The sequence below is a fragment of the Streptomyces sp. NPDC006393 genome (assembly GCF_040628575.1).
Classification (GTDB): Bacteria; Actinomycetota; Actinomycetes; order Streptomycetales; family Streptomycetaceae; genus Streptomyces.
Genome location: NZ_JBEXZD010000018.1, coordinates 47552 through 72014, shown reverse-complemented (window position 1 = coordinate 72014; position 24463 = coordinate 47552). Strand labels below are relative to the sequence as shown.

Here is a 24463-nt window from a genome sequence, read left to right as displayed (position 1 = left end):
CACCGCACCTGTCAGCAACACGCGCCCGTCGAAGCGCTTCACAAAGCTTGGAGAGCCGGATGGTCACCCTCGCCGAGGTCGCCCAGCACGCCGGAGTCTCGGCGAGCACGGTGAGCTATGTCCTCAGCGGCAAGCGGTCCATCTCCGCGAGCACCCGGCAGCGGGTCGAGCAGAGCATCCGGGAGCTCGGCTACCACCCGAACGCCGGCGCCCGCGCCCTGGCCAGCAGCAGGTCGAACATCGTCGCCCTGATGATCCCACTGCGCACGGACATGTACGTGCCGGTGATGATGGAGATCGCCATCGCGGTGGCGACCACCGCCCGCACCCACGGCTACGACGTCCTGCTGCTCACCGGCGAGGAGGGGCCCGACGCCGTGCGCCGGGTGACCGGCAGCGGCCTGGCCGACGCGATGATCGTCATGGACGTCGAGCTCCAGGACGAGCGGCTGCCGCTGCTGCGCGGAACCGGCCAGCCCTCGGTCCTGATCGGCCTGCCCGCCGACACCACGGGTCTGACCTGCGTCGACCTGGACTGGGGTGCGACGGGTGCGCTGTGCCTGGAGCACCTGGCGATGCTGGGCCACCGCGACATCGCTGTCATCGGCGAGGCGCCCGCCGTCTACGAGCGGCACACCGGTTTCGCCGAACGCACCCTGGACGGGCTGCGCTCCCGCGCCCGGGAGCTGGGCCTGAAGGTGCTGCACCGTCCCTGCGAGGGCGGGTACGACGCGATGGCGGCGACCCTCGCCCGCATCTTCGACGAGCGTCCGGGCACCACCGGCTTCGTCGTGCAGAACGAGTCGGCGGTGGAACCGCTGCTCGCCCTGCTGCGCCAGCAGGGCCGGGCCGTGCCCGAGGACGTGTCGGTGGTCGCGATCTGCCCGGAGCAGGTCGCCGTCCAGGCCTCGGTGCGGCTGACCTCGGTCGCGGTCCCCGCCCAGGAGATGGGCCGCCGCGCGGTCGAGCACCTGGTGGCCAAGCTCGACGGGCGCGGCAGGGACGAGGTGACACTCCTCGCCCCCGAGCTCACCGTCCGGGCCAGCTCGGGACCGGCCCCTTCCGCACCCTGATCCACGAGCACCACCCGCACGCCGACCGCGCCCCGATCCGCCCGCCCTGTCCCAGGCCCTTCACGTCCCGTCCGCCCGCCCTGGCCGGCCGTCTCCCCTCCATCCCCACCCGGTCCCACCCCACGCCGTACGCGCCCTGATCCTCCCTCCGTACGCGGAGCTCTCTCCGCCGGGGGCACCGCCCTGCCCGCACCCTTCAGGAGCACGCCCGTGAATCAGCCCGCCGCAGCACCGCCCGAAACGCTCCCCGAGGCACCCGCCGAGACGCCCGCAGCGCTCCGGCACAAGGTCAGCCTCGCCCAGTCCTCCCCCACCGTCGGCACGTTCCGTGAGAGGGACGGTGCACTGGAGTGGAGCGGCCGTCAGGAGACGGTGCGCATCGAGCCGTGGGGGCCGGACGCGGTCCGGGTGCGCGCCCGGCTCGGCGGCCCGGTCCTCGACGGCCTGCCCGGCGCTCTGCTGCCCGGCGCCCCGGTCACCGGCGGCATCCTCAAGATCGAGGACGGCCGGGGGCGCCTGACCGTCGGCGCGCTCACCGTCGACATGGACGCCGAGGGCGTGATCCGCTTCCTGCGCACCGAGGACGACGGCGAACTGCTGTCCGAGGAGCGGGCGCACTTCTGGTGGCCCGGCCCCCGCCTCTACACCGCCGTCGGAGGCGGCCACCACCGGCTGGAGCAGCGTTTCGCCGCGTACGACGACGAGAAGCTGTACGGCCTCGGCCAGCACCAGCACGGTCTGCTGGACCAGAAGGGCACCGTGCAGGACCTGGTCCAGCGCAACGCCGAGGTCTCCGTGCCGGTGCTCACCTCCAGCCGCGGCTACACCCTGCTGTGGAACAACCCGGCGATCGGCCGGGTCGAGCTGGCCGCGAACGGCACCCGCTGGGTGGCCGACTCGGCCCGGCAGATCGACTACTGGATCACCGCCGGCGCCCCCGCCGACGCCCAGCGCCGCTACAGCGCGGTGACCGGACGCACCCCGATGCTGCCGGAGTGGGCGGCGGGCTTCTGGCAGTGCAAGCTGCGCTACCGCACCCAGGACGAACTCCTCGCCGTGGCCCGCGAGTACAAGCGGCGCGGGCTGCCGATCAGCGCGATCGTCTGCGACTTCTTCCACTGGACCCACCTGGGCGACTGGAAGTTCGACCCGAAGGAGTGGCCGGACCCGGCGGCCATGGTCCGCGAGCTGGACGAACTGGGCATCAAGCTGGTGGTCAGCGTCTGGCCGTCGGTGTCGCCGCTGAGCGAGAACCACCCCGTGATGGAGCAGCGCGGCTGGTTCATCGGCACCCAGTACGGCCCCCTGGCGCACGCCGACTGGCCGGACAAGGAGGTCGCCTCCACCGTCCAGGTCGCCTTCTACGACGCCACGAACCCCGGGGCGCGGGAGTTCGTGTGGTCGAAGGTGAAGGAGAACTACCTGGACGCGTACGGCATCGAGTCCTTCTGGCTGGACGCCTGCGAGCCGGAGCTGAAGCCCGGGTTCCACGAGAACCTGCGCTACTGGGCGGGTCCGGGGCTGGAGGTGGGCAACCTCTATCCGCTGGAGAACGCCCGCGCGTTCCACGAGGGCCTGCTGGCCTCGGGCCGCGAGGAGGTCGTCACCCTGAACCGCTCGGCGTGGGCGGGCAGTCAGCGCCACGGCGCGGCCCTGTGGTCGGGTGACATCGGCACCGACTTCGCCACCCTGCGCCGCCAGATCGCGGCCGGGCTCAACACCGCCCTGTCCGGCATCCCGTGGTGGAACACCGACATCGGCGGCTTCCACGGCGGCGACCCGGACGACCCGGCCTACCGGGAGGTGCTGGTCCGCTGGTTCCAGTTCGGCGCGCTGTCGCCGCTGATGCGCCTGCACGGCTTCCGCGACCCGGGCATGCCGCTGGGCCCGGAGATGACGGGCGGCCCCAACGAGGTCTGGTCCTACGGCGAGGAGGCCTACCCGATCCTGGTGACGTACCTGCGGCTGCGCGAGCGGCTCAAGCCGTACGTCCTCTCGGTGATGCGGGAGGCCCACGAGGAGGGGCTGCCGGTGATGCGGCCGCTGTTCCTGGAGTTCCCCGGGGACCGGGCGGCCTGGACGGTGGACGACGCCTACCTCCTCGGCCGCGATCTGCTGGTGGCCCCGGTGCTGACGGCCGGCGCCACGGTCCGTACGGCGTATCTGCCGGCGGGCGCGCGGTGGACGGACGCGTGGACGGGTGCGGCGTACGAGGGCGGCCAGACCGTCACCGTCGACGCACCGCTGGACCGCATCCCGCTGTTCCTGCGGGACGGCGTTCAGCTGCCGGTCACCGAGTAGGCGAAAGGGGCCGGCCCCGCACGGGACCGGCCCCCTTCGCGCCCCTGCTCAGCTGCTGCTGACGCTCAGGCTGTTGGTGGTGAAGTTCAGCCCGCCGGACGACGAGGTGATCTCGTAGCCGAACTGCACGTCACCGATGGTCACGTTGCCGAACCAGCCCTTGGTGTCCTTGATCCACTTCAGGATCGGCAGGATGTTCACCGTGCCGGAGCTGGAGTTGGAGCCGCGCACGAACGAGAAGACGTCGTTGGCGCCGTTGTTGCCCTTGTAGACGGTCCAGGTGGAGCCGCCGAGGCTGACGGTGCCCTGCGAGCTGCCGAGCGGGCCGACGGGTCCGGTCTTGTTGACCCAGAGCATGATCTCGTACTTGTAGCCGGTGTCCCAGATGTCGTACGCCGTCTCGTAGGCGCCGGAGGACGGGACGCTGACGTTGTAGCTGCTGGTCAGCGAGGAGAGCGAGGTGATCGACTTGTTGATCACCTTCTTGGCGTTGGGGTAGGACTTGATGCCGCCGGTGTTGGGGTGGTCGGCCCACACGCCCCAGTTGGTGCCGGAGTTGGCCCAGATGCACTGGCTGCCGGCGCCGGAGCCCCAGATGTCGTTGTACAGCGTGTAGCCGTTCAGAGTGGTGCTGCCCCACTGGTCGCAGGAGTTCCAGACGGCGGCCTGGGCGGGAGCGGAGGCGAGGCCGACGGTGGCCCCGAGGGCCAGGGCGGGGGCGATCAGCGCCGTGGACAGGCGGCGGCTCAGTGTGCGTGATGCCATGGTGTTCCTCCATGGATGGGGGGTATGGGGGGTTTGCGGGGGAACTGCGGTGTCACGACGTCCCCAGGTCGAGGACGTGGTCCTCTCCGGCGACCAGGTCGAGCGGCCGGGCCCCGGAGGGAGTCCTGAGTTCGATGCGGTGGGTGCGGGCCGGGCGCAGGACGGCGGTGGCCTTCCCGCGTGCCCAGGTGAGGTCCAGCTCGGCGCCGAACCGGGTGCGCACGCCCCGCAGTTCGCCCTCGGGGCAGCCGGCCGGGAGCGCGGGGAGCAGGACGAGCCGGTCCGGGGTGGAGTGGACGAGCATCTCGAGGAGCACCGCGGGCAGGGTGTGGGCGGCGTCCGCGTTGTAGACGTTCCGGTGCGGGTAGTGGGCGCTCATCAGGGAGGCGTGGAAGAAGTCGCCCTCCAGGACGCTCTCCAGCGCGTGGGCGACGCGGTCGGCGTCGCCGAGCCGGGCCGCGATCAGGGCGTGGTGGAGGTGCCCGTGCGCGGAGTCGTTCTCGGCGCCGCGCAGTTCGAGGGCGCGGTGGGCGGCGGCGGCCAGGGCGGGGGTGTCGTGGGGGGTGATCTCGTCGAGGGGCCAGACGCCGTAGAGGTGGCTGAGGTGGCGGTGGTCGTAGGTGTCGTGCAGGCCGGGCCACGCCCATTCGGCGAGGGCGCCGTCGGTGTTGGTCCGGTGCGGTGGGAGGCGGTCGGCGAGGGCGCGCCGGCGGTCGGCCTCGGGGGTGTCCGGGTGGTACGCGGCGGCGGTGAGAAGGGCGTGCCGGGCGGCGGAGAGGTCCATGGCGGCGTTGAGGGCGCCCCAGCTGCCGTTCGCGGGCCGGTTCTCCGGTGAGTAGCTGGGGACGATCACGAGCCGGCCGTGCTCGTCGGTGCGGGTGAGGAAGTCCTCGTAGAACCGGGCGACCTCGGCGAGGGCGGCGGCGGTGCGGGGGTCGCGTGCACCGCGTGTGTCGTCGTGGTCGACGAGTGGTTTGAGCAGCCAGTCGGCGCCGGCGGTCCAGAGGTGCAGGGGGTACTCGCGGCTGAAGTGGTAGGAGTGGCCGGACTCGCCGTCGGTGTGCGCGGGCGCGACCACGCCCCGGGCGCCGAAGATCGCGCGGGCGTTGTCGCGCCAGTCGGGGAGCTGCGCGTGGACGAGCCGGGCCAGGGCCTCGGTGACCTCGGGCAGGGCGGCCGCGGCGGCGGAGGCGGTCTGGAGGTTGAGGTTGGCGTCCGTGGTGAACGCCCCCGACCAGGCGGTGTCCCAGTCCCCCGTCCACAGTCCGGTGAGGCGGGGCGGGAGCAGGCCGCTGGAGGAGAGCAGGTGGTAGCGGCCGGCCGCGAAGAGCCGTTCCAGGAGGGCCGCGCTCCGGGGGCGGGTGAGGAGTTCGGAGCCGGGCAGGGCGCGTTCGGCGGGGCCGGCGCGCAGATCGAGGGTGACGCGCTCGTAGGCGGTGCGGTGCAGGGACAGGTGGCGGGCGAGGAGGGTGTCGTACGACCCTGCGGCGGACGGGGCGGCCGGGGAGTGGGGAGGGTCGTGCGGCTCCTCGGTGAGCAGGTCGCGCAGGGCGCGGGCCTCGGCGGCCACGTCCAGTTCCCCGGTGTGCCGGCGGACCCGGGTGAGCAGGAGGACCGAGTCGGCGCCGGTGATGTGGGCCCCGGGCGGGGCGAGTTCGGTCGTGCCGCCGGTGACCGCGATCAGGGTGACGCCGGTGTAGGCGCGGTCGCTGTCGGGGTAGCGGGCGCGCAGGCTCAGTACGGCACCCTCGGCGGTGAGCAGTGCGCCGTGCCCCACACCCAGCCGGGCCGGCGCGCCGGGCAGCCGGTGGTCCAGACGGATGTCGAGGGTGAGGCCGGGCGCGGTGACCTGCTGGACGACCACGTCGTCGGCGCGGGAGACGAAGACCCTGCTGCTCCAGCCGCCGCACTCGGCGATGGTCTCGCCGGTGGTGAAGTCGACGGAGCGGCGGTAGGAGCGCCACGCGGCGGCCGGGCGGCGCAGACGGATCTGGAAGGCGGGGTGGAAGGGCTGCACCCACTGGAGCGGCCGGCCGTCGGTGAAGGACTCGGCGGCGCCGAGGACCCCGGCCAGCAACCGGTCCTGGACTTCGGCCAGTCGGCCGGCGAGGCGGGGTGGTCCGGCGTGCTCGCCGCCGTTGGGGCGTACGAGGCTGTGATGGGTGACGATGACACGGTCACCGTTCGGGTCGCCGAACGCAAGGGTGCCGTGGTGGCCGTTGCCGCTGAGGTAGGCGTCCTCCCAGCGGGCGGCGGGGAGGGGTTCCCAGGTGCCGTGCACGGGTCCGGCGGCCGATCCTCCGGTCATGGCGCGAGCACCACCGCTCCGTACCGTCCCAGTGTGGTGCGGTCGGTCACGGTCGCCTCCGTGAGCAGGTCGCGGTGGGTGCCCGGCACGTCCACGGTCACCGGTTCCCGCCCGTGGTTGAGCAGGAACAGCAGTTCTCCGCGCCGTACCGCCTCGACCCCGGCGGGCAGTCCGTCCAGCACGGGACGGACCCCGGCGTCGGCGGCGATCCGGGTGAGCAGCGCGCCCAGTGCCTCCGGCTCGGGCAGCGTGGAGAGGTACCAGGCGCGGCCCCGGCGCAGCACGGCGGGCATGCCGTCGAGCTCACCGCCCTTGTATGGGACCGTCTCGTCCACCGTCCCGGCGGCCTCGATCTCCTCCGACCACAGCGTTCCGTGCAGTCCGTCGCCGTACTCCACGGTCTCCCCCGCCTCGAGCGGCCACCACTCGTGCAGCGTGCGGATGCCGAACAGCTCGCGCAGCCGGGCGTCCATGCCGCCGGGGCGCACCCGGTCGTCCTCGTCGGCGATCCCGGTGAGGAAGCCGGAGACGAGGGTGCCGCCGCCGTGGACGTAGGCCAGGAGGTTGTCGATCGCGCTGTCGGTGAGGAGGTAGAGCTGGGGCACGAGCACGCACGTGTACGACGACAGGTCGTGCCCGGGGTGGGCGAAGTCGGCGGTGAGCCGGGACTCCCACAGGGCGCGGTGCCAGGCCCGCAGGACGTCCGGGAGGTCCACCTCCGTGGACGGGCGGCCGGCCTGGTCGCCGGCCCACCAGGAGTGCCAGTCGTGGAGGATCGCGATGTCGGCGGTGACGGGCGTGCCGGACACGCGCGGGCCGATGCGCCGCAGCTCTGCGCCGAGGGCCTTGACCTCCTGGAAGGTACGGCCCTGCTCTCCCGCGTGGCCGACCATGCCGGAGTGGAACTTCTCGGCGCCCTGCCGGGACTGGCGCCACTGGAAGTAGCAGACGGCGTCGGCGCCGCGGGCCACCGCCTGGAGGGACCACAGACGGTTCAGCCCACGGGGCTTGGGGTGGTTGACGCCGCGCCAGTTGACCGGTCCGGCCGCCTGCTCCATCAGCATCCAGGGCCCGCGGGCCTGGGAGCGGGTCATGTCCTGGACCAGGGCGCCGCTCTGCGCGCCGAGCGGATCGCGCGGGTCGGGGTAGAGGTCGACGGAGACGACGTCCTCCTCCTCGGCCCAGCGCCAGGCGTCCTGCCCGGACCACAGCGGCATGAAGTTGGTGGTGACCGGCAGGTGCGGGGTGTGCCGGCGGACGATGTCGCGCTCGGCGAGGTAGCACTCCAGCAGCATGTCGGAGGTGAAGCGGCGGAAGTCGAGCACCTGGGAGGGGTTCTTGAGGTAGTGGGCGCGGCGCGGGGGCAGGACGCCGTCCCAGCTGTCGTAGCCCTGGCTCCAGAAGGCGGTGCCCCAGGCGGCGTTGAGGGCGTCGAGGGTGCCGTACTTCGCGCGCAGCCAGCGGCGGAAGGCGGCGGCGGCCTCGTCGCCGTAGTCGTAGGTGCAGTACTCGTTGTTGATGTGCCACAGGGTGAGGGCGGGGTGGCCGGCGTAGCGTGCGGCCAGGTCCTCGGTGATGGCGGCGGCGTAGCGGCGGTAGGTCGCGCTGGAGTGCGAGAAGTGCTGACGGCCGCCCCACCACTCGGTGCGGCCGTCCTCGTCGCGCGGCAGGGTCTCGGGGTGCAGACGGCCCATCCAGGGCGGGGGCGAGGAGGTGGGGGTGGCGAGGACGACGCCGATGCCGCTGTCGTCCATCAGGTCCATGAGGCGGTCCAGCCAGCCGAACTCCCGTGCTCCCGGGCGTGGTTCGAGCTTCGCCCAGGAGAAGACACCGAGGGTGACGGAGTTGACGTCGGCGTCCTTCATCAGCCGGACGTCCTCCGGCCAGGTCTCCTCGGGCCACTGCTCGGGGTTGTAGTCGCCGCCGAAGAGGATGCGGCGGCGGGTGGCGTCGGCGAGGGACGGTACGTCAGCCCTTGACCGCACCGGTCAGCATTCCCTTCTTGAAGTGCCGCTGGACGAAGGGGGACAGGACCGCCACCGGCAGCAGCGCCATGACCATGACCGCCATCTGCACGGCCAGTCCCGACAACTGCCCGGTCCTGATGGCCTGCCCCAGCCCGACCGGCGCCTCGCGCTTCTGCACGAGTTGGATCATGACGTTCTGCAACGGCATCATGCCCTGGTCGTTCAGATAGAGCGACGCGTTGAACCAGGCACTCCAGTATCCGACGGCGTAGAACAGCGTGATCACCGCCAGCACCGCACGGGACAGCGGCATCACGATCTGCCACAGGATCCGGAAGTCCCCGGCCCCGTCGATCCGTGCGCTGTCGATCAGCTCCTGCGAGATCCCCATGAAGAAGCCGCGCAGCACCAGGATGTTGAACACACTGATGGCGCTCGGCAGGATCAGCGCGAGGTAGCTGTCCGTCAGTCCGAGGGACTGCACGAGCAGGTACGTCGGAATGAGCCCGGCGCTGAAGAACATCGTCGCCATCAGCGTCAGCAGGATCCAGCGGTGGCCGAGAGACCCGGTGCGGGAGAGGCCGTACGCGCACAGCACGGACACCGCCATCGAGAACAGCGTGCCGACCAGGGTGACGAGCACGCTGATGATCGCGGCCCGGGTCACCTGCCCGCCGCCGAGCAGCTCCCTGTAGGCGATGAAGGTGATGCCCTTGGGCACCATCACCAGGCCACCGGCCTCGTCGATGGTCTTACGGGAGGACAGGCTGGTGACCACCACGATCCACAGCGGGAACAGGATGCCCAGACAGGCAAGGCTCAGGACGAGCCCCTTGCCCGCCAGGCCCGCCCCGCTGGGCTCCTCCTCCCAGACCGGCCGCGGCGGGGCGGCCCACCTGCCGGATGCGCGTACGGGCTTGTCGATGACGGCGGTCACTTCTTGTACACCCCCTGCTCGCCCATGAGATGGGCCACCTTGTTCGCGGCGAGGACCAGTCCGAGGCTGACGACGCCCTTGACCAGGCCGGCGGCGGCCGCGTAGCCGAAGTCCTGGTTGCGCACGCCGTTCCACCACACGAAGGTGTCGAGGACTTCCGCCGCGCCCGGTCCCACGGCGTCGCGTTGCAGCAGGATCTGCTCGAATCCGACGGTGAGGGCGTCACCGACCCTCAGCACCAGCAGCAGGGCGATCACCGGCCGCAGCGCGGGCAGCGTGACATGCCAGATGCGGCGCCGGCGTCCGGCACCGTCCATCGCGGCGGCCTCGTACAGGTCCGGCGGTACGGAGGCCAGCGCCGCGAGGAAGACGATGATCCCCCACCCGGCGTCCTTCCACACGCTCTGCGCGGTGACCAGGAACTTGAAGGTCGATGGGTCGGTCATGACGTCCAGGCCGTCGAAGCCGTGTTGGCGCAGCAGCTGCGACAGCAGTCCGGCGCCGCCGAACAGTTGCTGGAAGACGGCGATGACCAGCACCCAGGAGAAGAAGTGCGGCAGATACAGGATCGCCTGTGCGATCGCCCGCACCCGGGGCCTGACCACACTGTTGATGAGCAACGCGAGCAGGATCGGGATCGGGAAGTACAGCACGAGTTGCAGGACGAAGAGCACCAGCGTGTTCTGGACGGCGTTCCAGAAGGCCGAGTCCTCGAAGATCCGCTGGAAGTTCTCCAGGCCGACGAAGGGGCTGTGCAGGATCGAGACGATGCCGTTGTCGCTGATGTAGGGGTCGTAGTCCTGGAATGCGACGACGTTGCCGAGGATCGGCAGGTAGTTGAAGACCAGGAGCAGTACGACGGCCGGCAGCGTCATCAGCAGCAGGACGCGGTCGCGTCTGAATCTGACTCTCAGACTCAGCCTGCCCGGGGCCTGCCCCTCCCGGGCACCCTTGGTGGCGGCGGGCGCCGCCGGTGCCTTCCCCGTTCTGTCGGCCTCGGCCCTGCTGCGAGGCACCGTGCTGTGGGACACGGTCGTTCTCCTTGCCTCGGTGCCGGGTCAGCTCGCCGCCGAGCCGTTCTCGTCGAGCAGCTTCTTGTACCAGTCGCGCAGCTTGTCGCCGCCCTTGCTCCTCCAGTCGGAGACGAACTGCTGCATGTCGCTGATCTTCTTGTGGCCGCGAGCGATGTCGTCCTCGAGCTGCTCGATGTCGTTGGAGAGATTGGTGTAGCGGGAGGGCTCGGTGATCTGCTGGCCCCAGAAGGACGACTTCCTGGTGAAGGCGCCCATCCGCTGCTGCCACTCGACACTGGCCTTGGTGATGTCCGGGAAGTCGGGGTGCGCGGTCGTCGCCGCGGGGCTGGCGACCATGACGTAGGCGTTGAGGACCTCGTTGTTGCCCTTGTCGTTCTTGACGGGCACACCGTTCTTGATCGTGTAGTGGGTGCCCTCGACCCCGTAGTTGGTCAGCATCCACTCCTTGGTGCCGTACGGCGCCGCGGTGACGTCGGCGACGGCCAGGACGTCCCGGATGACGGACTCGGAGGCCTTCTTGCTGACGAAGGCGAAGATGCCGGCCGGCTGCTCGGCCCACAGGGCCGGGTTCCCGCCGTCGTGGCCGAAGAGGTCCATGCCCCAGATCCTGAAGTCCGGGTTCTGGGTGGCCTGGGCGGCCTGCTGCCCGTACCACTGGACGATGTTGTTGTTCCAGATCAGGAACTCGCCGGCGGCGAACTTGGGGCTGGGGTCGGTGGCCTGGCTCTTGCCGAGCTTGAAGTCGGGGTGCACGTATCCGGCGGCGAACAGCTTGCGCGTCCACTCCAGCGCTTCGAGGTACTCCTCGGTCTCGATGCGGTACTTCAGCTTGCCGTCGAAGAGGTTCCAGCCGAGCGGCTTCTCCGAGCCGGAGAGCACACCGAAGATGTTGAACGCGGTCCACTTCATGTCGCCGCAGGCCCATCGCTTGGCCTTGGCGTCGGTGATCTCCTTGCACAGCGCCATGAACTCGTCGGCCGACGTGGGGATCTCGTAGCCCTCTTTGTCGAAGACGTCCTTGCGGTACAGGGGCACGATGCCCGTGACGGACGGGGCCGGCTGGGGCAGGCCGCGCAGCCGCCCACCGAAGATCGAGCGCCGCCAGGCATCCGTCGGGATCGCCGCGAGGTTCGGGTACTCCTTGACCTTGTCCCCGGACAGGTAGGGGCCGAGATCGGCGAACTTGCTGATGATGGCGCTGGGTATCTTGCCGCCCATGTTCCAGCCGGGGATGACCACCACGTCGGGGACGTCGCTGGAGGCGAGGACAGCGCCCAGCTTCTGGTCGTACGTGTTGCCGTCCTGGTTCTGCCATACGACGTCGACACCGATGAGCTGGTTCATCGCCGTGTAGTAGGGGTTGTTCTGCTTCGGCGGCGACCCCCAGAACGGCGACATGATGGTGACCTTGCCGCCCTTGCCGAGCTTCTTCGGCACCGAGGTCTTCAGGGTGGCGACGTCCAGCTTGCTGGTGAAGCCCACCGAGGAGCCGTTCTTGGCCGGGATGTCCGGCGTCACCACGTCGCTGGCCACATAGGCCGGCAGGATCTTCTTCGCGTCCTTGCCCGACGACGTTCCCCCGCCCGAGCCGCTGTCCGAGCCGCCGCAGGCGGCGAGCAGCGGCATCCCTCCGGCCACCGCTGCGGTGGCGACCGCCGTGGAGGCGAGGAAGCTTCTCCGGCTGGGGCCGGCGGGGGCGGGGGCGGCGTTCGTCATTGCGTCAACCCTTCGTGGCGCACCGGGGCACCCTGGCGGTGGCGCCGTCGGCTGCGGTGTCCCGATGTCTCGATGTCTCGAGTGGAGCTGGCTGTCTCGAGTGGAGCTGGCTGAGCCGAAGCGGTCCTCGGAGGGTGTCCCGTCGTCTCGACGGGCAGCTCATTGCGTCGAAGCGCTTCGATGTTGCTGCGAGGTTAAGTGAAGCCCCAGGGGTGCACAAGAGCCGGATCGAAGATTCCTCGATGCCGCCGGGGGCGTCGCGTGCTCGCAGGCACCGTGTAGCAGCGGCGGGTTGGCGGACTTCTTGCCTCGGGGCGTCTTGACACCCGACCCGCAGTCGACTGAGCATCGAAGCGCTTCGAAAGAGGCTCGCCGCTCCAGCCCAAGGGGACCACCGACGTGACCGTACGCACGCCTCACACGCCACCCTTCCGCGATCCGCGACTGCCGTTCGCGAAGCGCATCGACGATCTGTTGGCACGGCTGACCCTCGACGAGAAGGTCTCCTTCCTGCACCAGTTCGCGCCCGCCGTCGAGCGGCTCGGCATCGCCGCCTTCCGCACCGGCCAGGAAGCGCTCCACGGGGTGGCCTGGATGGGCCCGGCGACGGTGTTCCCGCAGGCCGTCGGGCTCGGTGCGACCTGGAACGACGAGCTGGTGCACCGGATCGGCGAGGCGGTCTCCAAGGAGGCCCGGGCCATGCGCGCCCGCGACGAGCGCGTCGGCCTCAACGTCTGGGCGCCGACGGTCAATCTGCTGCGCCACCCCCTGTGGGGCCGCAACGAGGAGGGCTACTCGGAGGACCCGAAGCTCACGTCGGCGATCGCCACCGCCTACACCCGGGGTCTGCGCGGCGACCACCCGGTGTACTGGCGCACCGCGCCCGTCCTCAAGCACTGGCTGGCGCACAACAACGAGACCCGCCGGGACACCACGTCGTCCTCCGTGCGCCCGCGCGTGCTGCACGAGTACGACCTGAGGGCCTTCCGCGACGCCGTACGGGCGGGTGCGGTGGCCGGGGTGATGCCCGCCTACAACCTGGTCAACGGCCGCCCCAACCACGTCTCGCCCCACCTGCGCGAGCACCTGCGCACCTGGACCGACCAGGACCTGCTGGTCTGCTCGGACGCCGGCGCGCCCTCCAACCTGGTCGACTCCGAGCACTACTTCGCCACCCACGAGGAGGCCACGGCCGCCGCACTGCTCGCCGGTGTGGACAGCTTCACCGACCACGGCACCGACCCGGCGAAGACCGTGGCACGCCTCCGAGCCGCCCTCGACCAGGGCCTGTTGACGGAGGCGGACATCGACACGGCCGTGCGCCGCCAGCTCTCGGTGCGCTTCCGGCTCGGCGAGTTCGACCCGGAGCAGGATCCGTACGCCGCCGCGACCGGCGGGTTCGACACCCCGGAGCACCGCGCCCTCGCCCGGGAGGCCGCCGAGCAGGCGGTGGTGCTCCTGAAGAACGACGGTCTGCTGCCCCTCGCCCCCGGCACCCGGATCGCCGTGGTCGGGCTGCTCGCCGACGAGTGCAAACTCGACTGGTACAGCGGCTCGCTGCTGCACCGCTCCACCCCGCTGGAGGGCCTCTACGAGCGGTTCGGCGCCGAACGCGTCGACTTCGCCGAGGGCGTGGACCGGGTGCGGCTGCGCACCGGCAGCGGCGCCTGGCTGCATGTGCCGCCCGCCGAGGAGGCGGACGAGCGGGTGCGCGGCGCGGAGGGCGCCCTCGACCCGGCCCTGCTGGCGGGCCGCACCGACCTGCCCCCGCTCACCACCGGCCCCACCGGCACCGAACTCGCCCTGATCGACTGGGGTGACGGCGTGCTGACGCTGCGCGCACCGGACGGCCGCTACCTCTCGGTGGCCGACGACGGCTACGTCCGCGCCTCCGCCGACCAGCCCGGCGGCTGGGTGGTGCAGGAGACGTTCCGCCTCGAACCCCACGGGCAACCCCACGAGAACCGTCACCTCCTGCGGCACATCGGCACCGGTCGCCATGTGTGTGTCGCCGCCGACGGCGTGAAGGTTGCCGGGGAGGACGGACCGGGCCCGGAGGTCTTCGAGCTGGTCGTGGCCGAGCGCGGCGAGGAGGCGGTGGCCCGGGCCGCCGCCGGGGCCGACGTGGTGCTGGTGGTCGCGGGCAACGATCCGCACATCGGCGGCCGCGAGACCGAGGACCGTACGACCCTGCGCCTGCCCGGCCACCAGGAACGGCTGCTGAGCGCCGCCCGCGCCGCCAACCCGAACACGGCGCTGGTGCTGGTCTCGGCGTACCCGTACGCCGTCGACCCCGCGCCGCTGCGCGCGATGCTGTGGACCGCTCACGGCGGGCAGGCGGCCGGCACCGCGCTGGCCCGGGTGCTCGCCGGCGACGTCTCCCCCGCCGGCCGGCTCCCGCAGACCTGGTACGCGGACGACTCCGACCTGCCCGGCCTGCTCGACTACGACATCATCGGCAGCCGCCAGACCTACCTCTACTTCGAGGGCACCCCGCTGTTCCCGTTCGGGCACGGACTGTCGTACGCGTCGTTCGCCTACGACGGCCTGACCGCCCGCGCCGACGGCGGGACGGTCCGCGTCTCCTGCACCGTCACCAACACCGGGGACGTCACCGCCGACGAGGTCGTCCAGCTCTACCTGCGGACGGTGAACCCCTCGGTCCCCCGCCCGCGCCGCGAACTGGCCGCCCACCGCCGCGTGACGCTCGCCCCGGGCGGCTCACTGGAGGCGGTCTTCGACGTCCCGCTGTCCGCCTTCGCGTTCTGGGACGTCGCCCAGGGCCGCCGGCGCGTGGAGCCGGGCCCCTGCGAACTGCTCGTCGGCGCCTCCAGCGAGGACATCCGCCTGCGCACCACGCTCATTCTCGACGGCGAACCCGCCGCGCCTCGCCCGGTGCGCGAACGCGGCCTGGAGGCCGCCGGCTTCGACGAGCAGTCCGGCATCGACATCGTCGACCGGACGAGGACGGCGGGCGACGCGGTGACGGCGGCGACCGGCCGGACGGGCGAACTGGTCTACCGGAGCTGCGACTTCGGGGAGGGCGTCCGTGAGGTGACCGCCGAGCTGTCCGGTGCGGGCGTCGCCGAGATCTCCCTGGACGGCGGCCCGGCCCTCGCCGTCCTCACCCCGGCCCCGGCCACGCCCACGTCGGACCCGTACGAGTACACCACCGTCCGCGCCGGGTTCACCGCCGACGGCGTGCACGACGTCCGTCTGAAGCTGCGCGGCCCGCTGCGGCTCGCGCGCGTCGGCTTCTCCGGTTGAGGGTCCGGAAGGAGCCGGCGAGGTGGGCCCGGCGCTCTCCAGGGCTGCCGGGCCCACCACCCACTTGATCAGCGAAAGGACTGAACCCGTGATGTCGGCGATGGTGCTCCCGCGGCCGTCGCCGACATCACGCGAAGGCCGTCGGGGCCGGTGTCAGTGGACCGGTTCGAGATGGCCGGCGTCCGGGCGCCCTGCACTCAGGTGGGCGGTGAGGAAGCGGGCGGCGCGGTCGAGTGCGGCGTCCGCCTCGTCGAGGCGGCCGTAGTGGTGCTGGAAGACGTGGGGAAGGCCGGGGCCGACTTCGAGCGTGACCTCGACGCCGTCGGCGCCCGCGCGGCCGGCCAGCCGGACCGCATCGTCGAGGAGCACCTCGTTCGCCCCGACCTGCACGAGGAGTGGGGGCAGTCCGGTGAGGTCGGCGAACACCGGACTGGCCAGGGGATGCGCCCTGTCGCCCGCGCCGACGTAGAGATCGGCGTAGGCGCGCAGGTCGGCCTCTGTGAAAATGGGGTCGGCGCTCTCCTTGGAACGGATGCTTCCGCCGGCGAGGGTGAGGTCAACCCAGGGGGAGAAGACGACCACGGCGGCTGGTTGCGGCAGCCCGGCCTCCCGGGCGGCGAGCAGCGTGGCGATACTCAAGCCGCCACCGGCGGAGTCACCGGCCATGACGAGGTCCCGTGGGTCGGTGCCCGACGCCAGCAGCTCGCGGTAGGCCGCGAGCCCGTCGTCGACCGCCGCGGGGAAAGGGTGCTCGGGCGCCGGCCGGTAATCCACCGACGTCGCGCGCAGCCCGGCGCGGCGGGCCAGTTCACCGACCAGCCCCGCGTGGGTGTCCGGTGAGCCGATGACGTAGCCGCCGCCGTGCAGGTAGAGCAGTCGGCCGCGGCCGGAGGCTTCGGCCGGCTCCAGCTCCAGTGCCGGCCGTCCGCCCAGGACGGTCCTGCGGGTGACCACTCCCTCCGGCGCGGGGCGGGTGACAGCCGCGGCGAAACCGCTGCGCTGCTCCTCGGGAGTGGGCCGCGTCTTGCTGCGAGGGGCGGATCGGAGTACGGCGTCCAGGGCGTCGCGCTGCTGTCGGGACATGCGGGGCCTCCATGGGTCGGGGTGCGAGGATGGATTCCTTGGAATCCATCTGCCTGACCCAACTAGATTCCAAGGAAGATGATTCCTAGGAATCTACTGGAGATAATGTGAGCTACATCACCCCGGCCTTCACCGATCTGGTCCGCGTCGAGACCCGGCTCTACAACGCGGTGAACACCCGGTTGCGCGCCGAACAAGGGCTGGGGCTGGGACAGTTCGAGCTTTTGGAGATCATCGACCGCGTGCCGGAGTGTCGCGTGCTCGACATCGTCAGCGAACTGGCGATCACCGTGGGTGCCGTCAGCAAGGCGGTCGACCGACTGGTGGCCGCGGGCTGGTGCCAACGGGCCGCACACCCCCAGGACCGCCGCTCGTCCGTCCTCCGCCTCACGCCTGAGGGCAAGAAGCAGTTGGCCGCTTCCCGCCCCCTCGTCGAAAGTGAACTCCGCTCGCTGACCGCGGCGGTTCCCCCCGACGACCTGGCCCGCATCGCCTCAACCCTGGCCGCTCTTCGCGCAACCCTCGAGGCGGGCAGCCACGGCCGGCCGGGATGAGGGGACATGACCCGCGCATGGCATCCGGCCCCAGAGCTGAGTGACGCTGCTTGTCCCGCGGATCGGAGATCTCGAAGTGAGCGGGTGGCGCGAGGCCGGGCCCAGTCGCGGAGGCGGCTCCGCCCGTGGCCGGCTCGTCGCCCGGTCCTGGGGTGGTGGGGTCTCCGGGGTTCTCCCGACCAACCGCCTCCACTCCACCACATCCCGGCCATCCGCTAGGTTCGTGCAGACGCACAGCGAGGGGGCAAGAAGTGCAGGTCGTTCGCACTGTCGACTATAAGACGCAACTCTTCGGCGGGGCCTTCAACGGTCACGTACTCGTGATTTCCGCGATCAATGAGCCACTCAAACTCGACACCGCTCGGGCAATCCTCAATCCACATCAGCCCATGCTCAGCGATCTGCTGTGGGACGGGCAACTCCCCGACCGGCCACGGGAGGACATCCCACCGAGTGGAATGGCTCGCGGAATGGCCATGAAGTTTCTTGAGCCTGATCCGCGCCTGTACCTGGAGACGGAAGTCCAGCGTCTCTCTGATTTCCTGATGGGGCCTGAAGCAGTTGTTCCCGTCTTTGGTTCACCTCCAAGTGGATGGATCCCTCTCAGAACCGTCATGGCTCATGCCGCTGGGGTGTTTGCTGCCTGGGGCAACAGTGGCGACATCCCGACAGCCCTGCTCTCGTACGTGGGCATGGTCGTACTGGTTCGCTTCGTCGATCCGGTTGCACAGTCGGCAGGTTCGGCGTTGGCAGACGGCGTCGGTGCCGCAATCCGTAAAGCATTCGGCCTGAGCGAGACACCTCAGATCGGTCAGGGTATTGCGCCTGAAGACGATTCAGGTGAGGGCATGTGAAGACTGTCCCGTAACCGTGGTCCATCCCCTCCACGACGAGTCGCTCCGCACTCCCGTGGTCAGCCGAAGATGAGCTCAACGTCTTTGTCCACGCAGAACCGCAGGAGGGTGATCAACTGACTGACGTCTTCGATGTGCCGTCGGACGACGGGGTCACTGTCGTCAGGCTGACGCTGGTCGAGAATCGCTTCCAGCCGGGGCGACATGGCCGCGCATTGAGCGGGTGCGAGGTCGGGGCCATCGTCGTCCGGATGGTTGAGCAGTGGCACCAGCGTGGTGGAGACGCTGCACCACCGGCGGTCCCCGCCGAAGCCGTCCATCTCGGCGAGCGTGAACCCCTCGGCCTGGGCCAACCATGCCCTGAACATGTTGAAGCCCGTGTAGGACCAGGAGATGTCCGGGCTCGCCACGTCGTCGTCGCCTGGGAAAAGCATCAGTCCCACCGTGTCCCCCTTGCTTGCTCGTGGACCATCCTTGGCCAGTTTGCCGAGCCCTTGGATATCGGCCTTGAGCCGGCCATGCCCGCGGGCGAGGACGAGCGGATGCGAAAACGGCCGCAGCCCCCGCACAGCGGGCTGCGGCCGTCGTCGGTGACCCGTCGCCGGGCCCTACAGGGCCAGGCCGGTCAGGACCAGGACACGCTCGTAGGTGTAGTCGTCCATGGCGGAGCGCACACCCTCGCGGCCCACGCCGGACTGCTTGACACCGCCGTACGGCATCTGGTCGGCGCGGTAGGACGGGGCGTCGCCGATGACGACGCCGCCGACCTCCAGGGCGCGGTGGGCGCGGAACGCCGTCTGCAGGTCGTGGGTGAACACGCCCGCCTGGAGGCCGAACTTGGAGTCGTTGACCGCGGCGAACGCCTCGGCCTCGCCGTCGACCTTCTGCACGGTGAGGACCGGGCCGAAGACCTCCTCCGTGGCGAGGGTGACGCCGGCCGGGACGCCGGCGAGGACGGTCGGCGCGTAGGAGGCGCCGTCGCGCTTGCCGCCGGTGAGCAGCTTCGCGCCCGCGTCCACGGCCTCGTCGACCCAGGACTCGACGCGCCGGGCGGCGTCCTCGCTGACCAGCGGGCCGACGTCGGTGGCGTCGTCGGACGGGTCGCCGGTGCCCTGCGCCTCGACCGCGGCGACGATGCGCGGCAGCAGGCGGTCGTACACGGCGGCGTCGGCGATCACACGCTGCACGGAGATGCAGGACTGGCCGGCCTGGTAGTTCGAGAAGGTCGCGATGCGGCTCGCGGCCCAGTCGAGGTCCGCGTCCGAGGAGTAGTCGGCGAGGACGACGGCGGCGGCGTTGCCGCCCAGCTCCAGGGTGCAGTGCTTGTGCGGCACCGACGCCTCGATGGCGTAGCCGACCTTGTCGGAGCCGGTGAAGGAGATGACGGGCAGCCGCTCGTCCTGCACCAGGGCGGGCATCTTGTCGTTGGTGACGGTCAGCACCGACCAGGAGCCGGCCGGCAGGTCGGTCTCGGCCAGCAGCTCGCCGAGGATCAGGCCGGACAGCGGGGTGGCCGGGGCCGGCTTGAGGATGATCGGAGCGCCGGCGGCGATGGCCGGGGCCACCTTGTGCGCGCACAGGTTCAGCGGGAAGTTGAACGGCGCGATGCCGAGGACGACACCCTTCGGGAAGCGGCGGGTGACGGCGAGGCGGCCCTGGCCGCCCGCGTCGGTGTCCAGGCGCTGGGCCTCGCCGCCGTTGAACCGGCGGGCCTCCTCCGCCGCGAGGCGGAACACGGACACCGCGCGCCCGACCTCACCGCGCGCCCACTTGATCGGCTTGCCGTTCTCGGCGGAGATCAGCCGCGCGATCTCCTCGGTGCGCTCGGCGAGCCGCTTGCTGACGTGGTCCAGGGCGGCGGCGCGTACATGGGCCGGGGTGGCGGCGAACTCGTCCAGCACGGCGTGCGCGGCGGCCACGGCCTCCTCGACCTGGGCGTCGGTCGGCACGCTGACCTTGCCGACCAGCCGGCCGTCCCACGGGGAGGTGACGTCGTAGGTGTCCTCGCCGGTGGCCTGGCGGCCGGCGAGCCAGAAGGCGTGGGTGGAAGTCATAGAGGAGTCCCGGCCCTTCCGCGTCGGAGTGTGTGCTTGCGCCGTCAACGGTAGGGCGGGGGCGGCGGCCGGACGCTTGTCCGAGGTGGAGCAGTACGCGGCGCGGGCGCGCCGGTTTGGCACAGGACCGCTCCGAACCACTCCGTACTGCTCCCTGCTACTCCGTCGAGACTGCTCCCTACTACTCCGTCGAGGTCGCCTTCAGCGCCAGCCACAGCTCCATCCGCACGTCCGGATCGTCCAGCGAGCGCCCGAGGATCTCCTCCACCCGCCGCATCCGGTAGCGCAGGGTGTGCCGGTGCACGCCGAGGTCGGCGGCGGCGGCGTCCCACTGGCCGTGGCGCGACAGCCAGGCCCGCAGCGAGGCCACCAGGTCGCCGCGCCCGGTCGCGTCGTGCTCGTACAGCGCGCGCAGCAGCCCGTCCGCGAACGCCCGTACGGCGTCGTCGGCGAGCAGCGGCAGGACGGAGCCGGAGGCCAGCTGCTCGTGCTCGACGAGCACCCGGCCGCGCCGCCGCGCCACCGACAGCGCCTGCTCGGCCTGCTTGTAGGCGGCGGCCGCCGCGATCGGCCCGGCCGGCGCGGACAGCCCCACGACCAGCTCGTCCTGGTCACCGGCCGTCGGCTCCGGCACCGCCGCCCGTGCGGCCTCCAGGGCGGCGGCGTACTCGCCGCACGCGGCGACGGCCGCGCTGCCGTCCCCGGCCAGCACCACCAGCCGCTCACCCTCGGGCACGACGAGGATCGCCTCCCCGGAGCGTGCCGCGGCCGCCTCCACGGTCTCGGCGAGGGCCGTGAGCGGGTCACCGCCGCCGCCGGCAGCGGCGGTCGCGGCCGTGGCGGGGGGCTTCGCCGGCTGTACGCGCGCGTGCCCGTCGGCGTGCGCCCGCGCGGCGGACGCCGAGGCCGACTCGGCGACGATCATCCGGAAGGGCGCGTCCAGCAGGCCGCCGTACAGGTCGCCGGCGACGGCACGGGCGTGGTCGGGCTGACCGGCGAGCAGCATGCGCAGCACGGCCGCGCCGATCCGCTGCCCGGCGGCGTGCAGCGAGCGGGAGCGTTCGGTGGTGAGGGTCAGCAGGGCGATCGCGGAGTGCACGGCGTAGCGTTCGGCGGTGCCGAGGGGTGCGGCGGTGCCGACGGCGAGCGCGGCGCGCGGGCGGCGCGAGGTGCCGATGGAGTGCAGCTCGACCCGGTCCTCGGTCTCCGGTCCGCCGACGACCGCGCTCGCGGGCGCGGGCCGGTCCCGCAGCCGTTCGACGTCCGCCGTGAGCCGGGCGGCCCTGCGGCCCGCCCACTCGGGCGCGGTGGCGACGACGGCGCCCGAGGCGTCGTAGAGCGCCGCCCAGCCGTCGACCTGGGCCGCGAGCGCGGCCAGCAGCCCCTCGGGGCCGGCGTTCAGCGCCTGTTTGGTCAGTTCCCGCTGGGCGGCGAAGCCCGCCGTGACCGCCTGGTACTGCTCGGCGGCGATGGCGGCCGAGACGGCCTTGCTGATCGCGAGGAACGGGGTGCGCCGGGGCACCTCCAGCAGCGGCAGCCCCTCCTCCTCGGCCGCGTCGACCAGCGCCTTGGGGGTCTCGTCGTAGTTGACGCCGACGGCGAAGCCGAGCCCGACCACCCCTGCGCCGGCCAGCCGCTTCACATAGCGGCGCATGGCCTCGGGGTCCTCCGCGTCCAGCTTGAGCGCGGTGATCAGCAGCAGTTCCCCGCCCTCCATGTACGGCACGGGGTCGGCGAGCTCGCTGACGTGCGCCCAGCGGACGGGGACGTCCAGGCGGTCCTCGCCCGCGCGCACGGTCAGCTTGAGCGCGGAGTGGTGGACGAGCGAGGCGAGCGTGGGGGGCATGGGGCCTTCAGGTCTGCGGAGGTGAGGTGATCCTTGTGATCTTTTGGCCGCCGCGTATGAACGGCCTGTGTCGATTCTGCCTCACTGTACGGTGACCGCGAGCCCTGGCCTCCGGTCGCGGGACGGGTTCAACCGCGCAGGTCCACCAGCAGCGGCGGCGCGTGCTCGCCCGCCACGCTGGTCAGCGACAGCACCGCGTGCCCCGGCGGGACCTCGTGGGCCAGCTGGGAGGCGGACCAGCGCTCCCGCTCGACCTGCCTGGTGGTCACGGCGTCGGTGGTCACGGCCTTCCCGGTGACCAGCTTGCGCAGGGCGTGCAGGGCCCGGGTCATCGGCTGGTCGGCGAAGACGGTGTGCTTGGCGACCTCGGTCGTCTCCACCCACTCGGTGCCCCAGGCGTGCGCGAACCGGCTGCCGTCCCAGGTGGTGACCCCGGACAGCGCCATACGGCAGCCGACGGCGCCGAGCAGCGGCCCGTGCAGCGCCTCGGGGACGTCCGCGACGGTGCGCAGGGCGAGGACGACCCCGGCGTTCTGCGCGCGCAGCCGCTGGATGCGGCGCACCGACTCGGCGGTGACGGTGCCGGTGGCGTCGTCCAGGACGAGGCAGGCGAAGTGGGGGCGCCGGGTGTCGCGTACGACGGTGTGGAACTGGGCGAGGACGAGCCGGGCGATCACCCGGGACGCCTCCTCGTGCCCGCGTTCGGGCAGGTCGATGCGGACCCGCAGCGGGTGGTGGGCGACGGCTCGCAGCGAGAACGGCCGGCCGCCGGGACCGGCGCCGAAGAACTCGGCGAAGACCGGCCGGTCCAGGAGCGCGAGCCGGTCGGCGAGGGCCGGCCCGGCGTCGGCGGCGCCGCCGGCCTGGCGCATCCGGGCGTCGAGTTCGCGGCGCATCACGGCGTGCTCGTCGGCGGCGAGACCCGCCCGCAGGGACGCCAGCGCGCCGGGATCGCCCTCCAGGAGTTCGCGCAGCACGGGCAGCGACGGGAAGTGGCCGTGCACCGCCCGGTAGGGGCCGAGCAGCTGGGCGAGCGCGGTGGCGGCGCTCTGGCCGCCCACCGTGTCGAGGTCGCCGGTCAGCGCCTCGGCGAGCAGCGCGGCGGCCTCGTCGGGGTCGTCCGACCCGGCGTAGGGATCGAGGTCGTGCACGGAGGCGGAGTCCCCGATCCGCACCACCACGTCGTACGACGCGTCCGCGCCGAGCGGCGCACCGGCGGCGCAGACGGCGACGACCGCGCACCGGCCGGTGAGCGCCTGGAGCGCGAGCGCCTCGGTGACCGGTTCGACGACGTGCCGGGTCTTGCCGGAGCCGGGCGGTCCGACCACCAGCAGCGAGGTGCCGAGGGTCTCCGGGCCGACGGCCGCCCCGGCGCCGTGGTAGGCGCGCGGGGCCCGCTCGCCCGGCACCCAGCACCCGATGCGCACCTGCCCCTGGAGCAGATCGTGCCGGGCGGCGCGGCCGGGCAGGTCGCGGGCGCCGGACGGATGGGTCCAGGCGGCGGCGCCCTGGCGCAGCACGGTGTCGGTGAACGCGGCGAGCCGTGCCTCACGCCGGGCCTCGGTCCAGGCCCGCTCGACGCGGACGCAGTCCACGTCGTTCATCCGGCCGCCGGCCACCTCGGCGGTGAGCAGGTCGGCCGCCTGGTACTGACCGGCCTCCCGCAGCTCGGGCCACTGCGAGCGGGGCAGCTCGACGGCCGGCGGGGCGGCGGGGTCGGCGTTCGCCCGGCGGCGCGCGGCGAGCTGCCGGGCGTACGGCCACCAGCCGCCGAGCCGGGCGAACGGCCACACGACCAGTGCGGTGATGAGCGCGTACAGCGTGTCGGTGAACAGCTGGGAGGCGAACAGGTCGTAGCCGCCCGAGATCAGGACGATGAGGGAGAACACCGGGTCGACGACGGGCAGCGGGTCCCAGCCGACGCCCGGGAAGGCGCCGGGGAAGACGAGGCTGAGCGCGCCGAGGGCGCCGAGGGCGGCGTACAGGGCGCGGGCGGGCTGCGGGCGGCGGCCCACGAAGTGCCGTACGACCTCGGGCCAGCTGCCCAGGTGCCCGACGGCGTAGACGAGCACGGCGAAGAACACGCCGTCGTAGACGACCCGGGCCTCGCTGCCCTGCATTCCCTTGGGGGAGACGGTGCCGCCCCACCACCAGTCGCCCGGCGTGAACAGCTTCAGCGGCGCCCACTGGTAGGGCAGGGCGCCCTGGCGCCACAGGGACCACACGAGCAGGGCGACGACCAGGGGGATGAGCAGTCCGGCGACGGTGATGGAGGGCAGCCGGTCCCGGGCCCCGCCGCCCTTGGGAGGGCGGTGGCCGAAGCGCCAGATGCCGGGCGCGGCCTCCGGCCGGGGCGTGTCGAGCCAGTCGGCGACGGCGGCCCGTACCGGTGCCCTCTGCGCCGTGCCCGGCTGCGCTCCCGGCGCGCCCGGCTCGCCCGGCTCGCCCGGAGGCCGGGCCGGCCGGGGCGGCATCGCGGGCGGTGCGTCCCGCGGCACCGCCGGGCGCGGCACGGGGTGCGCATGCCTCGGATGCGTGCCCCGGGCGTCCTGCGTCCCGCCGTCGTCCATCTGCCTTGCCCCCTGACCAGCCGGTCCGTCCACCATCAGCGAGTCAATCTAACGCCAGGGCAAGGGGAGTTCACCGATTGCGCGGCACGGCGCGCGTCGATCCGTACGCACCCGGCGCGGACACCGGCGTCCCT

Annotated in this window: 16 protein-coding genes; 5 read left to right on the top strand and 11 right to left on the bottom strand. The window is 72.1% G+C overall.

Annotated elements, in window-relative coordinates; all coding sequences use genetic code 11:
* Nucleotides 1-59 precede the first annotated feature (59 nt).
* Nucleotides 60-1073, top strand: coding sequence for a LacI family DNA-binding transcriptional regulator (locus tag ABZ484_RS11270; protein ID WP_358865631.1), 1014 nt, complete (start codon nt 60-62; stop codon nt 1071-1073).
* A gap of 210 nt (nt 1074-1283) precedes the next feature.
* Complete coding sequence (locus ABZ484_RS11265; protein WP_358865630.1) at nt 1284-3374, top strand: glycoside hydrolase family 31 protein; 2091 nt, start codon at nt 1284-1286, stop codon at nt 3372-3374.
* 48 nt (nt 3375-3422) lie between these two features.
* Here the strand turns inward: ABZ484_RS11265 and ABZ484_RS11260 are convergent, their stop codons facing one another.
* The 6 genes from ABZ484_RS11260 to ABZ484_RS11235 are packed head-to-tail and all read right to left on the bottom strand — an operon-like array spanning nt 3423 to nt 12101.
* Nucleotides 3423-4139: a hypothetical protein gene (locus tag ABZ484_RS11260; protein ID WP_358865629.1), complete on the bottom strand. Its 717-nt coding sequence runs from the start codon at nt 4137-4139 to the stop codon at nt 3423-3425.
* Between the two features lie 52 nt (nt 4140-4191).
* Nucleotides 4192-6447 carry a glycoside hydrolase N-terminal domain-containing protein gene (locus ABZ484_RS11255; protein ID WP_358865628.1) on the bottom strand — a complete coding sequence of 752 codons (2256 nt, stop codon included), beginning with the start codon at nt 6445-6447 and terminating at the stop codon, nt 4192-4194.
* Nucleotides 6444-8432: a beta-galactosidase gene (locus ABZ484_RS11250; RefSeq protein ID WP_358865627.1), complete on the bottom strand. Its 1989-nt coding sequence runs from the start codon at nt 8430-8432 to the stop codon at nt 6444-6446. Before ABZ484_RS11250 ends, ABZ484_RS11255 begins: the two co-directional genes overlap by 4 nt.
* Nucleotides 8416-9351 carry a carbohydrate ABC transporter permease gene (locus ABZ484_RS11245; RefSeq protein ID WP_358865626.1) on the bottom strand — a complete coding sequence of 312 codons (936 nt, stop codon included), beginning with the start codon at nt 9349-9351 and terminating at the stop codon, nt 8416-8418. The genes ABZ484_RS11250 and ABZ484_RS11245 overlap by 17 nt, the downstream gene beginning before the upstream one ends.
* Nucleotides 9348-10382 (bottom strand): ABC transporter permease subunit, encoded by a 1035-nt coding sequence (locus ABZ484_RS11240; RefSeq protein ID WP_358865625.1) that lies wholly within the window; start codon nt 10380-10382, stop codon nt 9348-9350. Before ABZ484_RS11240 ends, ABZ484_RS11245 begins: the two co-directional genes overlap by 4 nt.
* 27 nt (nt 10383-10409) lie before the next feature.
* Nucleotides 10410-12101, bottom strand: coding sequence for an extracellular solute-binding protein (locus ABZ484_RS11235; protein WP_358865624.1), 1692 nt, complete (start codon nt 12099-12101; stop codon nt 10410-10412).
* Nucleotides 12102-12500: 399 nt separating this feature from the next.
* Here ABZ484_RS11235 and ABZ484_RS11230 point away from each other — a divergent pair, with 399 nt between their 5' ends.
* Nucleotides 12501-15368, top strand: a complete 2868-nt coding sequence (locus tag ABZ484_RS11230; RefSeq protein ID WP_358865623.1) for a glycoside hydrolase family 3 C-terminal domain-containing protein — start codon at nt 12501-12503, stop codon at nt 15366-15368.
* 153 nt (nt 15369-15521) lie between these two features.
* Here the strand turns inward: ABZ484_RS11230 and ABZ484_RS11225 are convergent, their stop codons facing one another.
* A complete protein-coding gene (locus ABZ484_RS11225) occupies nt 15522-16451 on the bottom strand; it encodes an alpha/beta hydrolase (protein ID WP_358865622.1) in 930 nt (309 codons plus the stop codon).
* 107 nt (nt 16452-16558) lie between these two features.
* Here ABZ484_RS11225 and ABZ484_RS11220 point away from each other — a divergent pair, with 107 nt between their 5' ends.
* Nucleotides 16559-17005, top strand: a complete 447-nt coding sequence (locus ABZ484_RS11220; RefSeq protein WP_358865621.1) for a MarR family winged helix-turn-helix transcriptional regulator — start codon at nt 16559-16561, stop codon at nt 17003-17005.
* Between the two features lie 251 nt (nt 17006-17256).
* Nucleotides 17257-17859 carry a hypothetical protein gene (locus ABZ484_RS11215; RefSeq protein ID WP_358865620.1) on the top strand — a complete coding sequence of 201 codons (603 nt, stop codon included), beginning with the start codon at nt 17257-17259 and terminating at the stop codon, nt 17857-17859.
* A gap of 59 nt (nt 17860-17918) precedes the next feature.
* Here ABZ484_RS11215 and ABZ484_RS11210 read toward each other — a convergent pair whose 3' ends face one another.
* From ABZ484_RS11210 to ABZ484_RS11195, 4 genes are all read right to left on the bottom strand, one after another.
* Nucleotides 17919-18302, bottom strand: a complete 384-nt coding sequence (locus ABZ484_RS11210; protein WP_358865619.1) for a hypothetical protein — start codon at nt 18300-18302, stop codon at nt 17919-17921.
* A 165-nt stretch (nt 18303-18467) separates the two neighbouring features.
* Nucleotides 18468-19913, bottom strand: a complete 1446-nt coding sequence (locus ABZ484_RS11205) for an aldehyde dehydrogenase family protein (protein WP_358865618.1) — start codon at nt 19911-19913, stop codon at nt 18468-18470.
* A gap of 181 nt (nt 19914-20094) precedes the next feature.
* The gene (locus ABZ484_RS11200) at nt 20095-21759 is read right to left on the bottom strand and encodes a PucR family transcriptional regulator (protein ID WP_358865617.1); all 1665 of its coding nucleotides are present in this window, start codon (nt 21757-21759) and stop codon (nt 20095-20097) included.
* A gap of 128 nt (nt 21760-21887) precedes the next feature.
* Nucleotides 21888-24329, bottom strand: coding sequence for an ATP/GTP-binding protein (locus tag ABZ484_RS11195; RefSeq protein WP_358865616.1), 2442 nt, complete (start codon nt 24327-24329; stop codon nt 21888-21890).
* Nucleotides 24330-24463: the final 134 nt, after the last annotated feature.

What these genes read in the sequence shown, in the direction of transcription:
- ABZ484_RS11270 (WP_358865631.1), top strand. Translation starts at nt 60, where the DNA reads ATGGTCACCCTCGCCGAGGTCGCCCAGCACGCCGGAGTCTCGGCGAGC.
- ABZ484_RS11260 (WP_358865629.1), bottom strand. Translation starts at nt 4,139, where the DNA reads ATGGCATCACGCACACTGAGCCGCCGCCTGTCCACGGCGCTGATCGCC.
- ABZ484_RS11255 (WP_358865628.1), bottom strand. Translation starts at nt 6,447, where the DNA reads ATGACCGGAGGATCGGCCGCCGGACCCGTGCACGGCACCTGGGAACCC.
- ABZ484_RS11235 (WP_358865624.1), bottom strand. Translation starts at nt 12,101, where the DNA reads ATGACGAACGCCGCCCCCGCCCCCGCCGGCCCCAGCCGGAGAAGCTTC.
- ABZ484_RS11225 (WP_358865622.1), bottom strand. Translation starts at nt 16,451, where the DNA reads ATGTCCCGACAGCAGCGCGACGCCCTGGACGCCGTACTCCGATCCGCC.
- ABZ484_RS11205 (WP_358865618.1), bottom strand. Translation starts at nt 19,913, where the DNA reads ATGACTTCCACCCACGCCTTCTGGCTCGCCGGCCGCCAGGCCACCGGC.
- ABZ484_RS11200 (WP_358865617.1), bottom strand. Translation starts at nt 21,759, where the DNA reads ATGCCCCCCACGCTCGCCTCGCTCGTCCACCACTCCGCGCTCAAGCTG.
- ABZ484_RS11195 (WP_358865616.1), bottom strand. Translation starts at nt 24,329, where the DNA reads ATGGACGACGGCGGGACGCAGGACGCCCGGGGCACGCATCCGAGGCAT.